At 63.6% G+C, this 21,851-nt stretch carries 22 protein-coding genes and 3 tRNA genes; 23 read left to right on the top strand and 2 right to left on the bottom strand.

Annotation, left to right across the window (positions count from 1 at the left end):
• Positions 1 to 404 precede the first annotated feature (404 nt).
• The 13 genes from fdhF (at position 405) to H7007_RS08425 (ending at position 13,937) form a co-directional block, all read left to right on the top strand.
• Positions 405 to 3,095, top strand: coding sequence for a formate dehydrogenase subunit alpha (gene fdhF / locus H7007_RS08485; RefSeq protein ID WP_287154699.1), 2,691 nt, complete (start codon positions 405 to 407; stop codon positions 3,093 to 3,095).
• Positions 3,092 to 4,726: an NADH-ubiquinone oxidoreductase-F iron-sulfur binding region domain-containing protein gene (locus H7007_RS08480; RefSeq protein WP_287154698.1), complete on the top strand. Its 1,635-nt coding sequence runs from the start codon at positions 3,092 to 3,094 to the stop codon at positions 4,724 to 4,726. The genes fdhF and H7007_RS08480 overlap by 4 nt, the downstream gene beginning before the upstream one ends.
• The gene (locus H7007_RS08475) at positions 4,723 to 5,403 is read left to right on the top strand and encodes a methylenetetrahydrofolate reductase C-terminal domain-containing protein (RefSeq protein ID WP_287154697.1); all 681 of its coding nucleotides are present in this window, start codon (positions 4,723 to 4,725) and stop codon (positions 5,401 to 5,403) included. Before H7007_RS08480 ends, H7007_RS08475 begins: the two co-directional genes overlap by 4 nt.
• On the top strand, positions 5,400 to 6,674 hold the full coding sequence (locus H7007_RS08470) for a sensor histidine kinase (RefSeq protein ID WP_287154695.1): 1,275 nt from the start codon (positions 5,400 to 5,402) through the stop codon (positions 6,672 to 6,674). Before H7007_RS08475 ends, H7007_RS08470 begins: the two co-directional genes overlap by 4 nt.
• Positions 6,671 to 7,588 (top strand): methylenetetrahydrofolate reductase, encoded by a 918-nt coding sequence (locus H7007_RS08465; RefSeq protein WP_287154693.1) that lies wholly within the window; start codon positions 6,671 to 6,673, stop codon positions 7,586 to 7,588. Before H7007_RS08470 ends, H7007_RS08465 begins: the two co-directional genes overlap by 4 nt.
• Positions 7,589 to 7,602: 14 nt before the next feature.
• Complete coding sequence (locus H7007_RS08460) at positions 7,603 to 8,001, top strand: response regulator transcription factor (RefSeq protein ID WP_287154692.1); 399 nt, start codon at positions 7,603 to 7,605, stop codon at positions 7,999 to 8,001.
• 72 nt (positions 8,002 to 8,073) lie between these two features.
• Entirely contained in the window at positions 8,074 to 8,454 is a 381-nt protein-coding gene (locus tag H7007_RS08455; RefSeq protein ID WP_287154690.1) for a response regulator transcription factor, read from the top strand.
• 149 nt (positions 8,455 to 8,603) lie between these two features.
• Positions 8,604 to 8,786, top strand: a complete 183-nt coding sequence (locus H7007_RS08450) for a hypothetical protein (protein ID WP_287154688.1) — start codon at positions 8,604 to 8,606, stop codon at positions 8,784 to 8,786.
• Between the two features lie 66 nt (positions 8,787 to 8,852).
• Positions 8,853 to 9,182, top strand: coding sequence for a GyrI-like domain-containing protein (locus H7007_RS08445; protein WP_350340635.1), 330 nt, complete (start codon positions 8,853 to 8,855; stop codon positions 9,180 to 9,182).
• 493 nt (positions 9,183 to 9,675) lie between these two features.
• Positions 9,676 to 10,785 (top strand): nitroreductase family protein, encoded by a 1,110-nt coding sequence (locus H7007_RS08440; RefSeq protein WP_287154686.1) that lies wholly within the window; start codon positions 9,676 to 9,678, stop codon positions 10,783 to 10,785.
• A gap of 253 nt (positions 10,786 to 11,038) precedes the next feature.
• Positions 11,039 to 11,839: a basic amino acid ABC transporter substrate-binding protein gene (locus tag H7007_RS08435; protein ID WP_287154684.1), complete on the top strand. Its 801-nt coding sequence runs from the start codon at positions 11,039 to 11,041 to the stop codon at positions 11,837 to 11,839.
• 314 nt (positions 11,840 to 12,153) lie between these two features.
• The gene (locus H7007_RS08430; RefSeq protein WP_287154682.1) at positions 12,154 to 12,933 is read left to right on the top strand and encodes an amino acid ABC transporter permease; all 780 of its coding nucleotides are present in this window, start codon (positions 12,154 to 12,156) and stop codon (positions 12,931 to 12,933) included.
• Between the two features lie 272 nt (positions 12,934 to 13,205).
• The gene (locus H7007_RS08425; RefSeq protein ID WP_350340639.1) at positions 13,206 to 13,937 is read left to right on the top strand and encodes an amino acid ABC transporter ATP-binding protein; all 732 of its coding nucleotides are present in this window, start codon (positions 13,206 to 13,208) and stop codon (positions 13,935 to 13,937) included.
• Here H7007_RS08425 and H7007_RS08420 read toward each other — a convergent pair.
• Both H7007_RS08420 and H7007_RS08415 read right to left on the bottom strand, forming a co-directional pair.
• Complete coding sequence (locus H7007_RS08420) at positions 13,932 to 14,819, bottom strand: DMT family transporter (RefSeq protein ID WP_287154678.1); 888 nt, start codon at positions 14,817 to 14,819, stop codon at positions 13,932 to 13,934. The two genes, H7007_RS08425 and H7007_RS08420, sit on opposite strands and share 6 nt — an antisense overlap.
• Before the next feature lie 194 nt (positions 14,820 to 15,013).
• Complete coding sequence (locus H7007_RS08415; protein WP_287154677.1) at positions 15,014 to 16,462, bottom strand: acetate--CoA ligase family protein; 1,449 nt, start codon at positions 16,460 to 16,462, stop codon at positions 15,014 to 15,016.
• 335 nt (positions 16,463 to 16,797) lie between these two features.
• Between H7007_RS08415 and H7007_RS08410 the strand changes: the two genes are divergently transcribed.
• From H7007_RS08410 to rplK, 10 genes are all read left to right on the top strand, one after another.
• Positions 16,798 to 17,373, top strand: a complete 576-nt coding sequence (locus H7007_RS08410) for an SCP2 sterol-binding domain-containing protein (protein WP_287154675.1) — start codon at positions 16,798 to 16,800, stop codon at positions 17,371 to 17,373.
• Positions 17,374 to 17,586: 213 nt separating this feature from the next.
• Positions 17,587 to 18,309, top strand: a complete 723-nt coding sequence (locus H7007_RS08405; RefSeq protein ID WP_287154673.1) for a DUF1638 domain-containing protein — start codon at positions 17,587 to 17,589, stop codon at positions 18,307 to 18,309.
• Between the two features lie 221 nt (positions 18,310 to 18,530).
• Positions 18,531 to 18,606: transfer RNA gene (locus tag H7007_RS08400), tRNA-Thr, on the top strand.
• Between the two features lie 53 nt (positions 18,607 to 18,659).
• Positions 18,660 to 18,736, top strand: a tRNA-Met gene (locus tag H7007_RS08395).
• A 179-nt stretch (positions 18,737 to 18,915) separates the two neighbouring features.
• Complete coding sequence (gene tuf / locus H7007_RS08390) at positions 18,916 to 20,118, top strand: elongation factor Tu (protein WP_287154671.1); 1,203 nt, start codon at positions 18,916 to 18,918, stop codon at positions 20,116 to 20,118.
• Between the two features lie 74 nt (positions 20,119 to 20,192).
• Positions 20,193 to 20,342 (top strand): 50S ribosomal protein L33, encoded by a 150-nt coding sequence (gene rpmG, locus H7007_RS08385; RefSeq protein ID WP_287154669.1) that lies wholly within the window; start codon positions 20,193 to 20,195, stop codon positions 20,340 to 20,342.
• Between the two features lie 79 nt (positions 20,343 to 20,421).
• Positions 20,422 to 20,498, top strand: a tRNA-Trp gene (locus H7007_RS08380).
• A gap of 25 nt (positions 20,499 to 20,523) precedes the next feature.
• On the top strand, positions 20,524 to 20,817 hold the full coding sequence (secE, locus tag H7007_RS08375; RefSeq protein ID WP_287154667.1) for a preprotein translocase subunit SecE: 294 nt from the start codon (positions 20,524 to 20,526) through the stop codon (positions 20,815 to 20,817).
• 16 nt (positions 20,818 to 20,833) lie between these two features.
• Positions 20,834 to 21,358 carry a transcription termination/antitermination protein NusG gene (gene nusG, locus H7007_RS08370; RefSeq protein WP_287154665.1) on the top strand — a complete coding sequence of 175 codons (525 nt, stop codon included), beginning with the start codon at positions 20,834 to 20,836 and terminating at the stop codon, positions 21,356 to 21,358.
• A gap of 16 nt (positions 21,359 to 21,374) precedes the next feature.
• Positions 21,375 to 21,800: a 50S ribosomal protein L11 gene (gene rplK, locus H7007_RS08365; protein WP_287154664.1), complete on the top strand. Its 426-nt coding sequence runs from the start codon at positions 21,375 to 21,377 to the stop codon at positions 21,798 to 21,800.
• The last annotated feature ends 51 nt before the right edge of the window (positions 21,801 to 21,851 follow it).

The following is a 21,851-nucleotide window of genomic DNA, read 5'->3' as shown; positions in this document are numbered from 1 at the left end:
TTCGCGGAGGTATCTCAAGAAACGGTGGGACAGCCTTTTTAAGACCCCTGGCTTTGATGAGCGGACATCTTCGTGAGGCTCAGAGGTGGTGTCGACGGGGGCAAGAGGCGATCACGGGAATCCTGGATCCCTCTCCGGACGAAGGATACACTCCCGCAGATCGAATCGCCGCCGCACACTCGAGAACGGTTTATCGGGGCTGCGGACGGGGTATATTCATATCACTGGAAAGGGACCAAGGACAGCAATTTCGCCGCACTTAATCCGCAAAGGACGGATCATAGACCAAGCTCCGTACCCACTACCTTCGCCGCCGAAACCGCTTTTTCCGCACCACTTTCACGGATGGGAACCTACCCGGTTTGCCGGGAGTGGAGCCGTCGAGTGTCACGGAGGTACGGGCTATGGAGGTCAGGGTCAACGGCGTGACGGTGGAGCTGGAGAAGGGGGAGTCGCTGCTTCAAGCGGCGGAGAGGGCGGGTTTCAAGGTGCCCACCCTGTGTCATCATCCCGCCGTGCCTGCCCAGGGTTCATGCCGGGTCTGCATGGTGGAGGAGGAGGGGAGCGGGAGGCTCCTCACCGCCTGCGATACCCCGGCGCGGGAGGGCATGTCCATCCTCCTGGACACGGAGCGGGTGCTCGAGGCGAGGAGGTATGCGCTGCGACTCATTTTCTCCGGACACCCCGTCCACTGCGAGGTATGCGAGGCGGCAAACGACTGCCGGCTCAGGGAACTAGCCGCCGAGATGGGTCTCAGTGGCCGCGAGCTGCCGTTGAGCCAGGATTTCCGCCCCGTGATGGACGCCAACCCCTTTTACCACCGGGACCTCTCCAAGTGCATCTCCTGCGGCCTTTGCGTGCGCGCCTGCCAGGAGGTACAGGGTGTGGGGAACTACGAGATGCTCGGCCGAGGCCCGCATGCGAGACCGGGTACGGTGCTGGACACCCACCTGGAAGCCTCGGTGTGCGAGTTCTGTGGCTTATGCGCTTCCCTGTGTCCCGTGGGGGCGCTTTTCCAGAGACCCTATCTCCACCGGGGGGCGGAGGAGCGGAGGGTCATCACCATATGCCCCTATTGCGGGGTGGGCTGTTCCCTGGTCCTCAAGGTGAGGGGCAACCGCATCGTGGGGGTGGAGGCGGGAGTGGAGGGCTCGGTCAACGGATGGAGCCTTTGCGTCAAGGGGCGCTACGGGCTGGATTTCGTGGACCACCCCGACCGCCTGCGCAAGCCGCTCCTGCGGAAAGACGGGGAGCTCGTGGAGGCGGAATGGGAGGAAGCCTTGGGCTACGTGGCCTCACGGCTCGCGGAGATAAGGGAGAGGCATGGTCCCGACTCCATCGCCTTCCTCGCCTCGGCGAAGGCCACCAACGAGGAGAACTACCTCCTCCAGAAGTTCGCTCGCGCGGTGGTGGGGACCAACAACGTGGACCACTGCGCCCGCTTATGACACAGCCCCACCGTCGCCGGTCTGGCGGCAGCATTGGGCAGCGGGGCCATGACCAACTCCATCTCCGATATAGGAAAAGCGGAGGTGATACTCCTCACCGGGAGCAACCCCACCGTGAATCACCCGGTGATAGGGGAGTTCATCAAGCGGGCGGTACTCTCCGGAAGGACCAAGCTCCTCGTCGTGGACCCGCGAGACCTCCCCATCGCTCGCTTCGCCACTGTGCATCTCCGTCCCCGCCCGGGTACCGACGTCGCCTGGATAAACGGCATGGCCCGGGTGATCCTGGAGGAGGGGCTGTACGACGAGGATTTCGTCCGGGAGCGCACCGAGGGACTTGAGGAGCTGCGCCGGGCGCTCGAGGAGTACACGCCCGAAAAGGTGGAGGAGCTCACCGGTATAGCGGCGGGGGACCTTCGGGAGGCGGCGCGCCTATACGCGGGGGCTCGGCAGGCGGCCATCCTCTACGCCATGGGCATCACCCAGCACGTCACCGGGACGGACAACGTGATGGCCCTGGCCAACCTGGCCCTGCTCACCGGGAACCTGGGCAAGGAGGGGGCGGGCATAAACCCCCTCCGAGGGCAGAACAACGTGCAGGGCGCCTGCGATATGGGAGCCCTTCCGGACCTCTTGCCCGGTTACCGGCGCGTCGACGACACGGAGGCCAGAGAGAGTCTCTCCCGTGCCTGGGGAAGGGATTTGCCGGGTACCCCAGGCCTCTCCGTGGTGGAGATGTTGGAGGCGGCTCGCCGGGGAGAGATAAAAGCGCTTTACGTCATGGGGGAGAACCCCCTGGCCACCGACCCTGACGTGGAGCACGTGAAAGGGGGGTTGCAGAACCTTGAACTCCTGGTGGTACAGGACATCTTCCTCACCGAGACGGCGGAGCTGGCCCACGTGGTACTCCCAGGCGCTTGCTTCGCGGAGAAGGACGGCACCTTCACCAACACCGAACGCCGGGTGCAGAGGGTACGCAAAGCGGTGGAGCCGCCGGGAGAGGCGAGGGACGACGCCTCCATAATCATGAGCCTGGCGGAAAGGCTCGGATATCCCATGGCCTATTCCGGGCCCGCGGAGGTCATGGAGGAAGTCGCCTCTCTCACCCCCTCCTATGCCGGCATAAGTTACGAGCGGTTGGAGAAAGGAGGCCTGCAGTGGCCTTGTCCCCATAAGAATCACCCTGGGACCCCCGTGCTGCACGTGGAGGCCTTCCCGCGGGGAAGGGGCAGACTCACCCCGGTGAGCTTCCGGCCGGCGGACGAGCTGCCGGATGAGGAATATCCCTTCCTCCTCACCACCGGAAGGCTTCTCTATCACTATCATTCCGGTTCCCTCACCAGGCGCGTTCGCGGCCTGGCGGAAAAGGTGCAGCGAGGGTGGGTGTCCCTTAATCCCCTGGACGCCGCCCGCCTGGGCCTTTCCGAAGGGGACGGCGTGCGGGTGACCTCAAGAAGGGGTTCACTGGTCAGCCGGGCCCACATCTCGTCACGGCTGCAACCGGGAGTGGTGTTCGCCACCTTCCATTTCCGCGAGGAAAACGCCAACCTGCTCACCAATCCCGCCCTGGATCCGGTGAGCAAGATACCGGACCTCAAGGTATGTGCGGTCAAGGTGGAGAAGATGGAAGGGAGGGATACGGGATGAACGTTCCCCCACAACCCGAGCTGGCCTCCACCGTGCTCTCCGTGTGTAGGGAGAAGGGACATCTTAGCGGTCAGGACATGGAAACCATCGCCCGCAGCCTGCACATCCCCACCAGCCTGGTCTACGGTTTCTGCAGCCAGTTCCCTGAATTCACCCGCCCTCCGGGAAGGCCGCTGTTGCGGGTGTGTATGGGCCCGGCGTGTGCGGCGGCGGAGCCGGATGCGGATATGGAGCGAGCCATGTCCGGGCTGGAGTCGCGGGCCGACGTCTTGAGGGTTGCCGGCCTGACGTGGCCCCATGGCTCGCCGACGCTTGCCGTGCGCCTTCCCGGCGAGGAAGAGAGGATGGTTCAGGGTTACCGGGCGAATCAACTGGAAGAACTTGCCATGAATCTGGACCGCAAGGACCTCTCCGCCTATCCCTTCCCTGAGGCAATGGCGGAATACGAGGTGGCGGGGGTCGACCGGGGAGAGATGTCCCCGTGGCTGGCCTCCCTGGTGGGAAGGGAACCTTTCCTCCCTCCGGACGCGGTGGCCGTGAGGGAAGCCAGCCGGGACCCCTCCCCGGTCTACGAGTTGCTGGAGGGAGAATGCGTTTTTCCCATCCCCCTCCCTCAATCCGGTCCTCCCGAGATCCTGGTGTGCGATACCGTAGGTCCTTCAACGGAGGGGAGTGTCGACCTGCTGGTCGCGCAGGCCTGCCCCCATGTGGTGGCCGCCGGCACTGTTCTGGCCGCCGCCGCCACGGGGGCGAAGAAGGTGGTCTTCTTCGTCCCCTGGGACCGGGTGGAACTGGAGGCCGACTTGCGCCGCGCCGCGGAGGAGGGGGCTGCAGCAGCGGATCTGGAGTGGGAAGTATTTCCGGGACCGACCTACATCCCCTGCCACCGGGAGATCGGGGTGGCGGCCTTCATGCAGGGAATGATGCTCTGGAGGGCGGCCTCCATTTGCGGCCGTGACGGACCCATGCGACTCCACCCGCCGACCCTGGTCTGCGGGGCGTCGACCCTCTGGAAGGTTCCCTGGGTTCTCGGCCGCGGCGGCGGCAAGGAAGGATGGAAAGAGCGCCTCACGCTTCTCGCCGTGGGCCCAAAGGGCGTGACGCGGTGGGTGGAATTGCCGCCGGCGCTCTCCGTCGCGGAACTGGTAGCCCGTTTGAGCGACGCGGTGTTGAACGGCGGCCGGGCCCGGGCCCTTTACCTCGAGGGCAAGGAAAACCGCATCTATCCGGAGGCCGCGGATCGGGTGGGGATACCTTACGGGACGCGGAGGCTGGTCGTCCTCGGGGAGGACACCCACATTGCCGGGTGGGCGCGGCGCATGCTCTCCGCGGCGGAGGAGGAGTGTTGCGGCGGATGCACGCCCGGAAGGACGGGACCGCCGGCTGCGGCGTCGATTCTGGATTCCGCCGCGAGAGGGGAAAAAGGGGAGGGAATGCGGGAGGTGGCGATCATGCTCGAAAGAGCCGAGCTCCTGGCTCTCTGCCCCCAGTTGCTCCGGACCTTTTCGGTGGTGAGAGAGTGCATGGAGTTCTTCCCGGAGGATTTCAGTTTTCGCTCCGGCGGTGGGGAGCAAACGGAACGCATGGTGTCTGGATCTGGGAATACTCACGGGATGGGGGGACGGAGATGAAGAGCATCACCAGACAGAAGAACCTGGAGGAGATAATCCGCCTGCTGGGGAAGGCGAGGAAAGTGGGGCTGGTAGGGTGCGGGACCTGCCCAACCATGGCGGAGACGGGAGGGCTCCGCCAGGTGGAGGAGATGGCGCAGAGACTGGAGGAGAGGGAGGTGACGGTGGCCTCGAGAACGGTGATACCCGTGGTTTGCGAACCCCTCCCCGGTGAGGCCAAGAGGGGTTTCCTCTCTCTCCTGGAGGACGCGCAGGCCGTACTGGTCCTCTCCTGTTCCCTGGGGGTGAGGATGGTCTCCGATTATACCGACCTCCCGGTGCTCCCCGCCCTGGACACCCTGTTCATCGGACGGGAGGCGGAGCCCGGCCTCTTCGTCGAGGAATGCGCCCAGTGCGGGGAATGCCTCCTGGGCGATTACGGGGGGATATGCCCCATCGTCCACTGCGCCAAGAACCTGTTCAACGGGCCGTGCGGGGGATCGGTGGCCGGCAAGTGCGAGGTGGACCCCGGGCTCCCCTGCGGCTGGCAACTCATATACGACCGCATGAAGGCCCTGGGTAGGTTGGAAGAACTTTCCATTATCCGGCCCTGCAAGGACTGGAGCAAGTCGCTCAGCGGCGGAGCCCGTCGCATGCGCATTCCCGTCCCACCACCCGAGGAGAAGAGCGGGGAATGATGAGGAAACGCCTTCTGTACGAGATCTCCAAACCGGTGATCGCCGCTGTGGGGGCGGAGAACGTCCTGCGGGCCATCGTAGAGTCCATAACCGTGGGCACGGGAGCCAAGGGGTGCTCGCTCCTCCTGCTCAGCCCGGAGGGGGACAAGCTCTATCACAGGGTGAGTTACGGGATAAGCGAGGAGTACGTGAACAAGGGCCTCATCGAGGTGGACGAGGCGGTCAGGGAAGTGCTCTCCGGAAGGGCCGTGTTCATAAGGGACGCGGCCCATGACCCCCGTGTCCAGTATCCGGAGGCGGCACGCAAGGAGGGTATCGCCTCCATCCTCTCCATCCCCATGCGCTCCTACGGCGGCATCCGGGGCATCATGCGCATCTATACCTCGGAGGTGCGCGACTTCACCGCCGAGGAGATCGATTTCCTGGATTCCATCGCCGAGCTCTCCGGGCTGGTCCTGGAGAAGGAGGAGGAGCACGACCGCGTGGCCCAAGAGGCGGAGAGGACGCGGGAGGAGCTGCGCCGCCTGAGCGAGGACCGCGAACGCTTCCTACACTTCATCCGAATGGTGGCCCACGACCTGAAGGCTCCTCTGGCCGCGGTGCAGAGTTACATAAAGGTCATCCTCAGGGGAAGCACGGGCCCGGTGACCGAGAAGCAGAGGACCTGGCTGGAGCGGAGCGTGAAGCGCATCGACGGGATGCTCCAGATGATCAGCGACATCGTGGACCTCTCCAAGCTGGAGGCCGGCCTCATCGCCCCCGAGCTGGAGACGGTCTCCTGGGGCAGGGTCCTCGAGAACTGCGTGGAGGTGGCCAGGGGGTTGGCCGACCCCAAGGGAATCCGGCTGGTGGTGGACATCGACCCCGACCTGCCGGAGATCTTCGGGTCCGAGATACGCCTCTGCCAGTTGGTCAACAACCTGGTATCCAACGCCGTCCGCTACACGCCGGAGGGAAAGCGCATCTTCATCCGCGCCTTCCAGGACCCGGAGCAGGTGACGGTATACGTGGAGGACGAGGGGTGCGGGATCCGGCCGGAGATCCTCCCCAAGATCTTCGACGACTTCTTCAAAGGCGACCCGGAGGCCCAGGAGGGAACGGGTCTTGGGCTTTCCATCTCCCGGCGCATAGTGGAGATGCACCATGGGAAGATATGGGCGGAGAGCCCCGCTCCCGAGAGCGGCATAGGGACAAGGGTCACTTTCACCATACCCAAGGGCGCCGTCTGCGACCTCGCATACAGGGAGAGACGGAAGGAGGAAGAGCCGTGAAATCGGGCAGCAACCTGGAGAAAGTACTGGAGGCCGGCCACTTCGCGGTGACCGCTGAGATCGGCCCCCCCAAGAGCGCGTCCGCCCGGGTGATAGAGGCCAAGGGCGAGCAGATCGGCCACGCCGCGGACGCCTTCAACGTCACCGACCACCAGACGGGGGTGGTGCGTTTGTGCAGCCTGGCCGCCTGCGCCATACTCCGCCGCATGGGGCTGGATGCGGTCATGCAGATGCTCTGCCGGGATGCCAACCGCATCCGCCTCCAGGGTGACGTGCTCGGTGCGGTGGCGCTGGGCATACGCAACATCCTCTGCCTTTCCGGGGACCACGTGAAGTTCGGGAATCACCCGGAGGCGAAGAGGGTCTTCGACATCGACTCCGTGCAGCTCATCAAGGCGGTGAAGGACATGCGCGATGAGCATAAGTTCATCTGCGGGGAGGAGGTGGGGAGCGAGGTGCCCCTGTTCATCGGGGCGGTGGAGAACCCCTATGCCGATCCCTTCGAGTTCCGCACCGCTCGCCTAGCCAAGAAAGTGGAGGCGGGGGCCGACTTCATCCAGACCCAGGCGGTGTACGACGTCCCCAAGTTCCGCCGCTGGATGGAGGAAGTGTGCGAGGCGGGATTGGACAAGAAAGTGCACATCCTGGCCGGGATCATCCCCGTGAAGTCGGTAGGGATGGCCCGCTACATGCAGAAGTACGTATCGGGGGTGGAGGTGCCCGACGAGATGATAAAGAGGCTGGAAGGGGCCAAGGACGTCAGGGAAGAGGGCATCCGCCTGATCCTGGAGATCATCGAGGAGGTCAAGGAGATACCCGGCGTACACGGCATACACGTGCAGGCTGTGGGGTGGGAGGAAGTGGTGCCCGAGATAATGGAGAGGGCGGGGTTGCTCCCCCGGCCCGTGCTCTGAGGAGGTGCATATCCATGGCGGCCAAGATACTGGTCATCGACGACGACCCGGACATCGTGGACGCCCTCTTCGTCCTCCTGGAGGGAGAGGGTTACGAGGTCTATTCCGCGAGCGACGGCGAGGAGGGACTGGCCAGGATCAGGGAGCTCAACCCTGACCTCATCATCCTGGACCTGCTCATGCCCCGCCTGGACGGCTACGGGGTGTGCAAGACGCTCCAGGACCCCCGGTGGGCCAAATGGAAAGAAATACCAATCATCGTCTTGACCTCGGTACGCGAGGAGGCCAGCCAGCGCCGCTATGAGCTGGAGACCGGGGTGCGCATGGACGTGGACGACTACATCGAGAAGCCCATAGACCCGGACGTGGTGCTGGACAGGGTGCGCAAGGCCCTGGCCAGGAGGAGCGGATGAGGTTTTACCGCCGCAGCCCGGGGGTATTAAGAGATTGGGGATTCGGTCGCTTGGGGACAAAAGGAGGGAGAGATGAAGAAGGTTCTTCTCGTGGATGACGACCGGGACTTCGTAGAGGCCACCCGAACCGTGCTGGAGGAGAAGTACGAGGTGGTGGTGGCCTACGACGGGGACGAGGGGATAGCCAAGGCCCGCGAGGTGAAGCCGGACCTCATCATATTGGACGTCATCATGCCCGTGGAGGACGGTTTCACGGCAGCGGACGAGATAGCCGCCGATCCGGAACTGAGCAAGATACCCCTCATGCTCCTCACCAGCTTCGGCTCCCGCATGACCACGGAGACGGAGATCCCTCGCAGCCGGGGGATGGAGGTGCGGGCGGACGACTATATCGAAAAGCCCGTGGATCCCGACGACCTCTTGGCCAGCGTGCGGAAGCTGATCGGGGAATGAGACGGGGGAGCAGGATTCCCCGCCAGGGCACCTACGCGGCTGGTCCCTGCTTTTAGTGAAGGGGAGAGGATGAAGAGTTTTAATCTCCGCCGGGAATTGAAACACCTCCATAACCCGCCTATAACCCGCCGGCGGAAAGGCCCCAGGTAGTGGAGGTCCCGGATTTCCCTTTCCTCATGGTGGACGGAAAGGTGGAAACGGGGAAGAGCCCCGCGACCTGCGGCAGTCTCCAAAAGGCGCTGGAGGCCCTCTACGGTATCTCGCACACCCTCAAGTTCATAGCCAGGTCACGTCCTAACGACCCCTTCGATTTCAAGGTCATGCCCCTGTAGGGTCTGTGGTGGGCGGAGGAGGGGGAGTTCGACCTTTCGGCCAAGGACCGCCTGTGCTGGAGGCTGATGATCATGCAACCGGAAGCGGTGGACGAGGGGATGTTCGTTGAGGCCAGGGAGAGGGCCGCGGCGAGAAAAGGAAACCCGATCCTCTCGTCCGTTAGCCTGCGGAGATTCCGGGAAGGGACCAGCATCCAGATCCTGCACCTGGGTCCCTACGAGCGGGAACCGGACACGGTGGAGAGGCTGGAGTCCTTCGCCGCGGAAAACGGTTTGCGGTTATCCGGAAAACACCACGAAATATACCTGAGCGACCCCCGGCGCACCACCCCGGAGAGGCTGCAGACGGTGATAAGATACGCCGTTTCCCGTGAAGAGGCCGCGGAAGATGTCTGAGGAGAGGGCGGCGAAGCGGAATCCCCCACCGGCCGCCACCCCGTTTCTGCGCCAATGCCCTATCCGCCCCCGCTCCCGCAAAGAAAACCCGTTTCGACTCCCAATCTCGAAGAAGCACATGCCTTCGGCATCGCGTCCGTTTCTGCCCGTTGGGTGCGCGTATAGCGCGGCGTGGGCCTCCGGCCGCCGACGTTGACTCTTCATGAAAGCCGGAGGGATTCGTGTCCGGTTCTCTCTCCGTGTCAGGTACGTCGTTGCCTTCCGTGGCGATTGGAGGAGGTAGGAGGGCTCTAAGGCGGGTGGTCCCAACAGGGACCATAAGGGTCGGGAGAGGTCATGAAGCCGCCCGGTCTTTCTGGCAAAACGAAAGGTGCGAAAAAGAAAGGCGGCCCCTCTTGTCTGGCGGTTTCGAGCCCGTGTTGACTCCGGCGACCGGGCGGATGAGGATTAGATATATGACGAGCCTGTTTCGAGGACCGCCTCGGGAGGAAAGATGGAGAGGACCAAGGAACCGACGCGCGATTATCCTTCGCTGTCCCGCACCCCCTGGACCTTATGGGAGACCCTCTACGCCCGGCGCTCGCACCGGAAGTACCTTCCCATGGACAGGGACGCGGGGTTGGAGAAGCGGTTAAGGGAGACGCTTAGCCTGGCGGTTACCGTGCGCGGCGCGGAGGAGGGGGACCTCCTCCCGGTGACCGAACCTGCCAGGGTGGAGGAGGTCAAGCGCCGCGCCCATCGGGGGGCACCCAACAAGATAAACCTCTGGCTCTCCAGGGCCCCGGTCTACGGATTCCTGGCCCTCGCCGTTCCGGCGGAGGACGTACGCAGCGACACGCCCCGCAGGCTCATGCGCGCTGCGGTCGCCGCCCAAGACACGGTACTCTGGCTCACGGAGAACGGGTTGGGCACCTGCTGGCTGGGAGGGATAAACCAGGAGGAGGTGCGGCGGGCGCTGGGGCTGGGGACGGGTACCGTGGTCCCGGCGCTGGTCTCCTTCGGCAGGCCCAAACCAAGGGTGCGCGCCGCGGACTTCGATCACCTGGTCTATCGGACCATATCCCGGCACCGCAAGCCTCTGTCCGCGGTGGCTTGCTGGCAGAAGCTGGAAAATCCCTTCTCGGTAGACAAGGAAGAACCCGCCGTCGTATCAGCTTCGCCAACCCAGGACGTGGCTGGCCTACTGCGGCGCATCAGGGAAGGTGCCTCGGGCGACGCCGATGTGCCGCTGGAGCTGGGGCTGGAGGCCTGCCTGGAGGCGGCGCGTATGGCCCCCAGCGCGGGAAATGCCCAGCGGTGGCGCTTCGTGGCCCTCACCGGGGAAGGGAACCTGGCAGAGGTGGCCGAGGCCTGCGGCGCGGGGGAGAGATGGAGGGCGGCCGTCGTGGGCCTGGGCCGTCCCGGGGGGTGGGAGGCCACCTTCTTCGAGAAGCCCTTCTGGATGGTGGACCTCCCCATCGCCTTCTCCCATCTCACGCTCATGGCCGCTTCCCTGGGCTGGCCGGTGGACCTGCGCCTGGACGGGTACGATGCCGTGCGAGTTTCGCGTGCGGTCGGCGCGACCCCGGAATTCCGGCCGGCGGGGATAATGGGCGTCATGTAGGTCCTGCGAGATCGGCGCGCTCACCGGTTGGAAGTCTCTGAGAGATCTCCCTTTCATCCCCTGATGCGGTTGGGGCAGGAAGAGGGAAGTCAATCGTTGAACCCGAGGGACACCTCCTCCGGGACGTTCCCGTGAACGGCTGGTTGGCATCGGGATAAGGGCGTCCTTAGCGGCAGGTTTGCTCGGACCCTGGCGGTGATAATATAATTTCCCCGTTCTCTGGGGAGGTGCAGGCTCGAAAAAAGGAGGGGAAATGAGAAGAGGGAAGATCGCCGTCCTTTTGAGTGTCTTCCTCGCCCTGATGCTGTTCGCGGCGCTGATCGCCGGCTGCGGGGAAGCCGAGAAGAAGGCGGGAGAGGAAGAGGTCAAGGTGACCACCGTCCAGGAGGGCAAGCTCCTAATGGGCAGCGACACCACCTACCCGCCCTTCGAGTCCATCGACGACAAGGGCGAAGCCGTGGGGTTCGACGTGGACCTGGCCCGGGAGATCGCCAAGCGGCTGGGGCTGGAGTTGGAGGTGGTCTCCGTCAAGTGGGAGGGGATCATCCCCGGCCTCAAGACCGGCGATTACGACATGGTCATGTCCGCTATGACCATCACCGACGAACGTAAGATGGAGATCGATTTCAGCGACCCCTACATCGATTCCGACCAGTCCATCGCCGTGAGGAAGGGCGACACCTCCATCAAGAATGAGGCCGACCTGGCTGGCAAGGTGGTGGGGGTGCAGGTGGACACCACAGGGCAGTTCACCGCGGAGAAGATCCCGGGCATCAAGGAGGTGCGCAAGTACGACACCATCCTCATGGCCTTCGAGGACCTGGAACTGGGGCGGATCGACGCCATCGTCAACGACTACCCGGTCAACGCCTACATCAGCAAGACCCGGGGCAAGACCGAGGTGGTGGCCACCATCAAGACCGACGAGAAGTACGGCATCGGGGTGAAGAAGGGCAACACCCAGCTCTTGGAGGCCATCAACAAGGCGCTGGCGGAGATGAGGAAGGACGGCACCTACGAGTCCATTTTCGAGAAGTGGTTCGGAAAGGTATAGGCGGAGCGGACGCCGAACGGGGCGGGATTATTCCGGGGCCTGCCGGTGGGCAGGCCCTTTTCTTTTAATGCAGCGGGACGGCTTCGGCGTTCGGTCGCCTTCAGGGTGTAGTAAAGGCGGTCTTGTGGCGGGGGGAATGGGGAGTGCCATAGGGACGGGTGGATGAGGCGCCGGGAGCGGGTTTCCTCCACTTAGCGGGCCGAGTGCCTGCCGTCGGGTCGGGGCATGTCCCGCCGCGAAAGAGAGAAAACGGTAATGCCGCCGGCGACGTGGCAAACAGTTCCGGTCCCCCGCCAGCGGATCGTGGAGAGGAGGTGTCTGCCATAGACGAGCGCTGGAGAAAGGTTGTCTGGGTCCTGGGAATAGTGCTCTCCCTGGGCGTACTGGCGTTCCTGGTGGTTTTCTTCCTTCGTTTCCAGGCCGGGAAGACCTTCATCGACGAGTTCTTCAACGCCCGGACTTTCCGCAAGTCCTTGCCCTATGTCTTGAAGGGTCTTTCCCTGACCGTCAGGCTGGCCTTGATCTCCGAGGTCTTCATCCTCATCACCGGCCTGCTCATCGCCATGGCCAGGATATCCCGCAATCCCATCCTGCGGGTAGGGGCCGTCATCTACATCGACGTGATAAGGGGGCTGCCCCTGCTCCTGCAGATCTTCATCGTCTATTACGGCCTGGCTTACCTGGGGTTCAAGCTGGACCCCTTCATCGCCGGAGTGGCCGCCCTCACCATCTGTTATGCCGCCTACGAGGCGGAGATATTCCGGGCCGGCATCGAGTCCATCCACAGAGGCCAGATGGAGGCGGCGCGCTCCCTGGGGATGGGTTACCTCCAGGCCATGCGTTATGTGGTCCTTCCCCAGGCCATACGCAACGTCATCCCGCCCCTCTCCAACGAGTTCATCGCCCTGCTCAAGGACACCTCCTTGCTCTCGGTCATCGCCTTAGCCGAGATATTGCGCAGGGGGACGGAGATGATGGGGAAGTATTACAACGTCACTCCCCTGGTGTGCGCGGCCATAGGTTACCTCATCATCACCCTTCCGCTCATGCGCCTGGTGCAGTATGTCACCAACCGCCTTTCCTCGGGCAGATGAGGGCCCGTGGAGGGCGCCGGCGGAAAAGGTGGGAGCGAAGCGGCGGGGCGGTTACGGAAAGAGCCGCCGGGGCACTGACCGGATATGCCCCGGAAGCGGGCTGGAGAGGGATCTCCGTGGGAGGGTAGGGAACTGGCTCCGTACGCGGGAACCGTATATCATCATCTCCGTGAGCATGTCCGTGCCCGGCGGAGGAGGAGTCCGGGGGGCGGGCGGGAACGGGCGGTCCGGGCGGGAAGACCCGTGGGGAGGAGGTTTGGGAAATGAGCTTCATGGTGGAGGTCCGCGACCTCCACAAGAGATTCGGGCACCATGAGGTGCTCAGGGGCATCAACCTGCGGGTGAAGCCCTCCGAGGTGCTGGTGATAGTGGGGCCCAGCGGCTCGGGGAAGAGCACCCTCCTGCGGTGCATCAACGGGCTGGAGCACGCTACCAGCGGAAGGATACTCATCGAGGGCGTGGACATCACCGACAGCCGGGTGGACATCAACGCCATGCGCCAGAAGGTGGGCATCGTCTTCCAGAGCTTCAATCTCTTCCCTCATCTGACAGTCCTGCGCAACATCACCCTTGCCCCGGTCAAGGTGAAGAAGGTGAAGCAGGAGGAGGCCGAGGAGAAGGCCATGCAGCTCCTGAAGAGGGTGGGCCTGGGGGACAAGGCCCACGCCTATCCCTCCCAGCTCTCCGGCGGCCAGCAGCAGAGGGTGGCAATAGCCCGGGCCCTGGCCATGGACCCGGACATCATGCTCTTCGACGAGGTGACCTCCGCTCTGGACCCCGAGCTGGTCAAGGAGGTCCTGGACGCCATGAAGGACCTGGCTCGCTCGGGGATGACCATGCTGGTGGTCACCCACGAGATGGGTTTCGCCCGCGAGGTGGGCGACCGGCTCATCTTCATGGACGAGGGGGAGATCGTGGAAGAGGGATCTCCTGTGGAAATATTTACCAATCCTAAGAGCCCCCGGGCCAAGGACTTCTTCTCCAAGATCCTTTCCCACCTATGAGGATGTCGGCCTCTCCGGGCGGATCTCCGTGATGAGCATGCCCGCCAGCATGAGCCCGCACCCCAGCCATCCGCGCCAGGTGAGCCTCTCTCCCAGCAGGAGCATCCCGAAGAAGACGGAGAAGACGGGTTCCATTATCAGGACTACGGAGGTGCGCACCGGGGAAAGGTGGCGCTGTGCCCAGGCTTGGATGAAGAAGGCTGCGGCGGAGGCGAGGACACCGCATACGGCGATGGTCATCCAGGGGTAGCCCCCGCGCGGCAGCACGAAATCCTCGAAGAGGAGAGCGGAGGCGGCCTGCAGGAGGGCGACCACCCCCATCTGGGTCAGGGTGAGCAGGGCGAGGTCGTGCTCCGCGACGAAACGGTCCATGTAGATGATGTGCAGGGAATAGGTGAAGGCGCAGGCGAGGACCAGGAGGTCCCCCGAATTGACCCGCAGGCCGGGTTGCAGGGAGAGGAATCCCAGGCCCACCACGGCTACGGCCACGGAAAGAATAGAAAGCGGCCTGGGCCTCTTTTTGAGGATCAAGGTGGAGAGGATGGGGACGAAGACCACGAAAAGGCCGGTGATGAAGCCCGCGTTTCCCGCTGAGGTGTACTTGAGGCCGAAGGTTTGGAAGGAATAGGCGGCGTAAAGGAAGAGCCCCAGGAGGGAGCCGGCGGCGAGGACGCGAACGTTCATGCTACGCAGGGTGCGGCGGCTCACGGCCAGCATGGCCAGGAAGGCCAGGAAGAAGCGGTAGGTCATGAAGACGAAGGGGCTCAACGATTCCAGGGTCCTCTTGACCAGGGCGAAGGTCAGGCCCCAGACCACGGTGACCGCGATGAGGGCCAGCTCGGCCTGCCTTCCCTTGGAGGGTAGGAACTTCCACCGGGCCATGCTATCCCACCTCCGCTCCTATCTCCGATGCCGGACTCGGCGCGGCGCCTCCACGCGGGTCGTTCTTCCACACTCACCGGTTGTGAAGGCGGAAAAGGCGCGCTGTGGCCCCGCCGGGAAGTGAGGTGAGTGGCCCGTTGGTGGTTCTCCTGCCGCCTCGGGCGGAGTACGCACCCGAGACCGCCCTCTCGGCATCAGGTCGCCGTATCCCGGAAGCGCCGGTAATCGGCCATGGCGCTCACCGCCCGGCAGGCGGACTCCACGCTGTCGAAGACAAGGGGAGGACAGCCGTCTGAATCGTCACCACCACTTTTTTCCAGGCGCAGGGAAGTGGCGATGTAGAGGGGAACCTGGAGTTGGTGCATGAGCTCGTAGAGCTCACCTATGTGTTCCAGAAAATACTGGTCCATGGTCTTCCAGACGCCGGTGAGGTCCATTCCCCTCTCTCCCTTGATACGCGCGTTCTTCAACCGCGGCGCGCCGATCCACAGGAACATGACCGCGTCCACCTCGCCGCTGGTCATGAGGGTCTCGATGACCGGTTTGATGACCGAGAAGTCCAAACCGGCCACCAGGTCCACGGGGTTCCCGGGGACCCACCAGTCGGGGAGCATCCTCTCAAGTTTTTCCAGAGTCCTGCTGGAGAGGGTGGCCACCTCCAGGCCGATCTCGGTGCAGAAGTCGGAGGCGATGACCCCCAGCCCCCCTCCGCCGGTGACGATGCCCACCCTCTTGCCGCGGGGAAGGGGCCGGTTGACGAAGGCCGCGGCGGTCAATCCGCATTCCTCGATGGAACGGGTTACCACTACCCCGGCCTGGCGGCAGGCGGCCTCGAAGAGCTCCTCGCTCACCGCCATGGCCCCGGTGTGCGACCTGGCGGCGGATATGCCGGAGGCGGTGCGCCCTCCCTTTAGCACCACGATGGGCTTTCGGCGCGTCACCTCCCTCGCCCGGGAGACGAAGTCGCGGCCGTCCTGCAGCCCCTCTATGTAGGAGACGATGACCTCCGTCTCGGGGTCCTCTCCCAGATAGGAGTAGTAGTCGACGGTGCACAGGTCGGCCTCGTTTCCGCTGGAAACGGCCTTGGACACCCCAAGCCCCGCCGTCACCGCGTGGCCGATGAGCATGTTCAGGATGTTGCCGCTCTGGGAGACGTACCCGATGCGCCCCCGTGGAGGGTGGAAGAGGATGGGCATCCAGGGATAGAGGTCGTTCGCCGGGCAGCATATGCCCTGGCAGTTCGGCCCGATGAGGACCATACCCGCCTCCCTGGCCTTTCTAACCAGCTCCTTCTCCATGGCCTCACCGCGCTCCCCAAGCTCCTTGAAACCGGCGGTGATCACCAGCGCCGCCTTGACCCTCTTCTCCATACAGTCCTGAAGGGCGTCCATCACCTGATGCGAGGGCACGGTGAAGACGGCCAGGTCTATCTCGCCCGGTATGTCCCGGACGCGTGGATAGGCCTTAATCCCCAGGACGCTCTCCCTTCCCGGGTTTACGGGGAAGACCTCTCCCCTGTAGCCCCCGGTGAGGAGGTTGTTCAAGATGAGGAACCCCCACTTACGCATGGATTCCGTGGCGCCGATGAAGGCGATGGAGCGGGGGTTAAAAGCGAAGTCGAGGTTCCTGAGCCTGGGGTCCATATGCGCTATCACTCCTTCTGCTTCCTCCACTGCTGCGAGACCGGAGCCTCCTCGGTCAACCCCATATTAAACCCGCGTGGAACCCGACCCACAAGGGGAAAGGACTCCAGGCCTTTTCCAGGTCCTCGTCGGAGGGGAGCCGGAGGCCTCGCGGTCCGATCGGGACGAAAAGGATAAAAATCGGTTGACTACCGGTCACGGGCAAATTATAGTAATGACATGTCAGTTCAGTAAAGTTGCGGCGGGAGGCACCCGGGATGCGGAGGTCAAGGGTCCTTTCGCGGGACTTTCACCGCAGGGTCGGAAAGGGTTAGGGACGTAAAAGGAGGTTGGACATGGACGTACCCGAGGACATCACCGTCAAGCAGTATTTCGAGGAGATCGTTCCCAAGATGGTGGAGGAGCAACTGGCCAAGGCGCCCATCGCGGGGATGGAGGGAACGGAGTTCACCATCGAGTTCGACGTGAAGGGCGATCAGGATTACGTTTACGGCATCACCGTCAAGGACGCCAAGGACGTGAACATCGCCGAGGGAGCCCTGGAGAGCCCCATGATCAAGCTGGAGCTCTCTGAGGACGTATGGCGCAAGGCGGTCACCGGCAAGCTGGAGGGTGCCATGGACGCCTTCACCAACATGGGGGAGGTGGCCAACCGCAAGAGGTACGACGCCCTGCGCAGCACCAAGGGGACCATGAACCTCGAGGTGGGAATGCCCGACGGCTCAACGGCCAACATAAAGGTGGTCTTCAACAACGCCGATTCCCCCACCGTCACCTTCAAGGCGGCGCTCGAGGACTGGGCCAAGGTGCAGTCCGGGGAGCTCCCCGGCCCCATGGCCTTCATGCAGGGGAAGCTGAAGATCGACGGGGATATGTCCTTCGCCATGTCCCTGGGCAACCTTCTGGCCTGAGCGCGGAGGAGAGGGAAACGCAGAGAACTCCCTGGCGCGAACCGCCGATATCCAGAGGGGCGGGATCACGGATCCCGCCCCGCCTATTTTCGCCTTTGTTTCGAGACCGTAGTGGTCAGGAAAGACCTGCCAGATGTCTTACCTGGAGCGGGCCGCAACGGTATTGCCGAAGGACGTGCAGGGAGGGCGCGCCGGAGATTAAGATTTAAACGGGTGTTTGACGATCGGGCGCGAGAGGAGGGGAGAAGGCTGCGCCGCGGAAGTGGGGATCGCTGGATCATAGCCTGCGCCACGGTGGCCGAGGAGCTGCGCCTCATGGGGGCCGATCCCGATCGCCTGGTGGAACTGGAGTTCGGCCTGCACGTCCACCCGGAAAGGCTTCATGAGGAGCTGCAGCGCCGCATCGACGAGGTTCCCGGCGATGGGGACATCGTCCTGGGGTACGGGCTATGTTCCCACGCCGTGGCGGGCCTGCGTTCCCCGCGGCACCGCCTCATCATCCCCCGTGTGGACGACTGCATCGCCCTCTTCCTCGGTTCCAGAGAGGAGCACCTGCGGCGCATGCGGGAGGAGCCGGGCACCTACTACCTAACCAAGGGGTGGATAAGGGCGGCGGAATATCCCCTCCGGGATTACGCGCGGCTGGAGGAACGCTACGGGCGCGATAAGGCCATGCGGGTGGCAAAGGCCATGATGGCCAATTACCGCCGGGTGGTCCTCATAAACACGGGCAACTACGCCCTGGAGGAGTGCAGGGAGGCGGCGCGTTCCATGGCCGAGGCTCTGGGTCTCCAGTACCAGGAGCTCCCGGGATCCAACCGTATGCTGCGCATGATGCTGGACGGCGAGTGGAACCGGGAGTTCCTCGTCGTGGAGAGGGGGACGGAGATCGCCTCGGACATGTTCCTGGGCCCGGACGCTGCAACGTTCGAATAGACGCCTTCCGGTTTGAAAAGAATTTAGGAATCGCCCCATGGTCATGGTAAAACCACCCCATCAAATGGCGAGACAAGCGAACAGAGTGAATGAAAATAGCTGTTTTTCGACCTTCGAGCTGGATCAGAGGTTGTCGTTCTCGGCAGGGGTGCTGTTGATAAGGCCGGCGCCTTATAGTAATATTTCATACGCCGGGGATTGGTAGGACCCGGATTCATCGAGCCCGCTTAGCTCAGTTGGTAGAGCACATCCATGGTAAGGATGGGGTCAGCAGTTCGAGTCTGCTAGCGGGCTCCATTGCTTGATACCTTTTACTGTTTATCTATAATGTTATTTGGAGTCGGGAGAGTGGCGGTGTAGCTCAGCTGGTTAGAGCACACGGTTCATACCCGTGGGGTCAGAGGTTCGAGTCCTCTCACCGCTACCAGGAAAAGAGGGAATGTTCCCTGTATATATGAGGACCGGCCGGGAAGGAAGCAAGGGAGCCCGTATTGGGCTTCCCGTAAATTTATTTGAGGCCTTTAAGCCGGCCGGCGGGGGCACGGGCGGCGCCGGAGGAGCGGCGCCGGCCGGTGGGTAACGGAAGATCGTCTCGGGAGGGTCAAAATGGCCAAGAAGAAGTTCGAGCGGACCAAGCCGCACGTCAACGTGGGCACCATCGGGCACGTGGACCACGGGAAGACCACCCTGACCTCGGCCATCACCCGGTGCCTGCACAACCAGGGGCTGGACGTGGAGGAGAGGTCCTTCGATTCCATAGACAACGCCCCCGAGGAGAAGGAGCGGGGCATCACCATAGCCATCGCCCACGTGGAGTACCAGACGGAGAAGCGCCACTACGCCCACGTGGACTGCCCCGGGCACGCCGACTACATCAAGAACATGATCACCGGCGCCGCCCAGATGGACGGGGCCATCCTCGTCGTCTCCGCCGCCGACGGCCCCATGCCCCAGACGAGGGAGCACATCCTCCTCGCCCGCCAGGTGGGGGTCCCGGCCATGGTGGTCTACCTGAACAAGGCGGACATGGTGGACGACCCCGAGCTTTTGGAGCTCGTGGAGATGGAGGTGCGGGAGCTTTTGAACGAGTACGAGTTCCCCGGGGACGAGGTCCCCGTGGTGGCCGGCTCGGCCCTCAAGGCCATGGAGTGCGGCTGCGGCAACCGCGACTGCCCCAACTGCTCCTCGGTCATGGAGCTCCTGGACGCCGTGGACGACTACATCCCCACCCCGCAGCGGGACGTGGACAAGCCCTTCCTTTTGGCCATCGAGGACGTCTTCTCCATCACCGGGAGGGGCACGGTGGTCACCGGGAGGATCGAGCGGGGGAGGATCCGGACCGGGGAAGAGGTGGAGATCGTGGGCATCCGCCCCACCCAGAAGACGGTGGTCACCGGGGTGGAGATGTTCCGGAAGATCCTCGACGAGGGCCAGGCGGGGGACAACGTGGGCCTGCTCCTGCGGGGCATCGGCAGAAAGGACGTGGAGCGCGGCCAGGTGGTGGCCGCCCCCGGCTCCATCACCCCCCACGTGGCCTTCCGGGCCCAGGTCTACGTCCTCTCCAAGGAGGAGGGCGGCAGGCACACCCCCTTCTTCTCCGGCTACCGCCCCCAGTTCTACTTCCGCACCACCGACGTCACCGGGACCATCACCCTCCCCGAGGGGGTGGAGATGGTCATGCCCGGGGACAACACGGAGATGAACGTGGAGCTCATCTCCCCCATCGCCATGGAGGAGGGCCTGCGCTTCGCCATCCGCGAGGGCGGCCGCACGGTGGGGGCCGGAAGGGTGGTGGAGATATTAAGGTAGAGCTTGGAGATTGACACCCCGTACGGGTGGTGGTAGCTTATCTACTCGGCACTGGGAAGGACAGGTGAGCCGAAATGAGGATACTGGTTACGCTGGCTTGCACGGAGTGCAAGCGAAGGAACTACACGACCAAGAAGAACAAAGCCAACGATCCGGACCGGATCGAGCTGCGCAAGTATTGTCCCTGGTGCCGGACGCACACTTTGCACCGCGAGACCCGCTAATATAATATTATTAAAACGGTAAGCGAGGAGGGTGCTTCGGACGGGCGTGACGTGAGCACCCGGCTTTAGGGATTAGCGTAGGCCTGTAGCTCCAACTGGTAGAGCGCCGGTCTCCAAAACCGGAAGTTGGGGGTTCGAGTCCCTCCAGGCCTGCCATTATTTTTGCGGACAAGGAGGAGAGTTGCCGAGCAGGGAATTGCGGCGGATGCAGCAGAAGCTGGGTGTGGAGAAGAAACGCGCCCAGCTCAGGAAATCCGCCGGCACGAGGAAGAAGGGCGGCCCCAAGAAGCAGCGGGTCACCGTGTCCCAGTTCCTGACCGAGGTCCGCGCGGAGATGAAGAAGGTCACCTGGCCCACCCGGGACGAGGTCGTCTCCTACACCCTGGTGGTCCTGGTGACGGTGGTTCTCATGGGCGGCCTGGTCTATTTCGCGGACATCCTGTTCACCAAGCTGGTGGAGATCTTCATCCTCTGAGCGGGAGGGTCGTTTGATGGAGCCCAAGTGGTACGTGGTACATACCTACTCCGGGTACGAGAACAAGGTGAAGAGCAACCTGGAGCACCGCATCGCCTCCCTGGACATGGGCCACAAGATATTCAAGGTGGTGGTCCCCACCGAGGACGTCATGGAGATAAAGGGCGGGAAGAAGGAGGTCGTCCAGAAGAAGATGCTGCCCGGCTATATCCTGGTGCAGATGGAGCTGGACGACGAGAGCTGGTACGTGGTGCGCAACACCCCCGGGGTAACGGGCTTCGTGGGCTCCAGCGCCAAGCCCACCCCGCTCACCGAAGAGGAGGCCATGAAGCTCCTCAAGCCGGCTACGGCGGAGAAGCCCAGGCCCAAGACGGAGTTCGAGGAGGGCATGAGCGTCCGCGTGTCCTCGGGTCCCTTCGCGGACATGACCGGGACCATTGCGGAGATTAACATAGACCAGAGCAAACTGAAGGTGATGGTCTCCATCTTCGGACGCGAGACGCCGGTGGAGCTCACCTTCGATCAAGTGACCAAGCTGTGAGGAGGATGAGAGGGAAATGGCCAAGAAGGTCATCGCCAAGGTGAAGCTCCAGATCCCGGCCGGGCAGGCCAACCCGGCGCCCCCCGTGGGGCCGGCGCTGGGCCAGCACGGGGTGAACATCATGGCCTTCTGCCAGGCCTACAACGCCCAGACGCAGTCCCAGGCGGGGACCATCATCCCCGTGGAGATAACCATCTACGAGGACCGCAGTTTTACCTTCGTGACCAAGACCCCGCCGGCGGCGGTGCTCCTCAAGCAGAAGGCGGGCCTGAACAAGGGCTCACCCGAGCCCAACATGCAGAAGGTGGCCCGCCTGACGCGCAAGCAGATCAGGGAGATCGCCGAGCAGAAGTTGGCCGACCTCAACACCAAGGACGTGGAGGCGGCCATGCGCACCATCGAAGGGACGGCGCGCAGCATGGGCATAATAGTCGTCGATTAAGAGGTGAGGTGGCAGGGCGCGAGCCCGTTACGACCACGGAGGTGAGCGATT

Source organism: Candidatus Solincola tengchongensis, from assembly GCF_015711935.1.
GTDB lineage: Bacteria > Actinomycetota > Geothermincolia > Geothermincolales > RBG-13-55-18 > Solincola_A > Solincola_A tengchongensis.
The sequence above is the reverse complement of the archived record's forward strand: the minus strand, read 5'-3'. Positions and strand labels throughout refer to the sequence as shown.

Bases quoted from the DNA above. Each gene is read 5' to 3' on its own strand.
- H7007_RS08480 (WP_287154698.1), top strand. From the start codon at position 3,092: ATGAACGTTCCCCCACAACCCGAGCTGGCCTCCACCGTGCTCTCCGTG.
- H7007_RS08475 (WP_287154697.1), top strand. From the start codon at position 4,723: ATGAAGAGCATCACCAGACAGAAGAACCTGGAGGAGATAATCCGCCTG.
- H7007_RS08470 (WP_287154695.1), top strand. From the start codon at position 5,400: ATGATGAGGAAACGCCTTCTGTACGAGATCTCCAAACCGGTGATCGCC.
- H7007_RS08460 (WP_287154692.1), top strand. From the start codon at position 7,603: ATGGCGGCCAAGATACTGGTCATCGACGACGACCCGGACATCGTGGAC.
- H7007_RS08455 (WP_287154690.1), top strand. From the start codon at position 8,074: ATGAAGAAGGTTCTTCTCGTGGATGACGACCGGGACTTCGTAGAGGCC.
- H7007_RS08445 (WP_350340635.1), top strand. From the start codon at position 8,853: ATGATCATGCAACCGGAAGCGGTGGACGAGGGGATGTTCGTTGAGGCC.
- H7007_RS08440 (WP_287154686.1), top strand. From the start codon at position 9,676: ATGGAGAGGACCAAGGAACCGACGCGCGATTATCCTTCGCTGTCCCGC.
- H7007_RS08435 (WP_287154684.1), top strand. From the start codon at position 11,039: ATGAGAAGAGGGAAGATCGCCGTCCTTTTGAGTGTCTTCCTCGCCCTG.
- H7007_RS08425 (WP_350340639.1), top strand. From the start codon at position 13,206: ATGGTGGAGGTCCGCGACCTCCACAAGAGATTCGGGCACCATGAGGTG.
- H7007_RS08420 (WP_287154678.1), bottom strand. From the start codon at position 14,819: ATGGCCCGGTGGAAGTTCCTACCCTCCAAGGGAAGGCAGGCCGAGCTG.
- H7007_RS08415 (WP_287154677.1), bottom strand. From the start codon at position 16,462: ATGGACCCCAGGCTCAGGAACCTCGACTTCGCTTTTAACCCCCGCTCC.
- H7007_RS08410 (WP_287154675.1), top strand. From the start codon at position 16,798: ATGGACGTACCCGAGGACATCACCGTCAAGCAGTATTTCGAGGAGATC.
- tuf (WP_287154671.1), top strand. From the start codon at position 18,916: ATGGCCAAGAAGAAGTTCGAGCGGACCAAGCCGCACGTCAACGTGGGC.
- rpmG (WP_287154669.1), top strand. From the start codon at position 20,193: ATGAGGATACTGGTTACGCTGGCTTGCACGGAGTGCAAGCGAAGGAAC.
- nusG (WP_287154665.1), top strand. From the start codon at position 20,834: ATGGAGCCCAAGTGGTACGTGGTACATACCTACTCCGGGTACGAGAAC.
- rplK (WP_287154664.1), top strand. From the start codon at position 21,375: ATGGCCAAGAAGGTCATCGCCAAGGTGAAGCTCCAGATCCCGGCCGGG.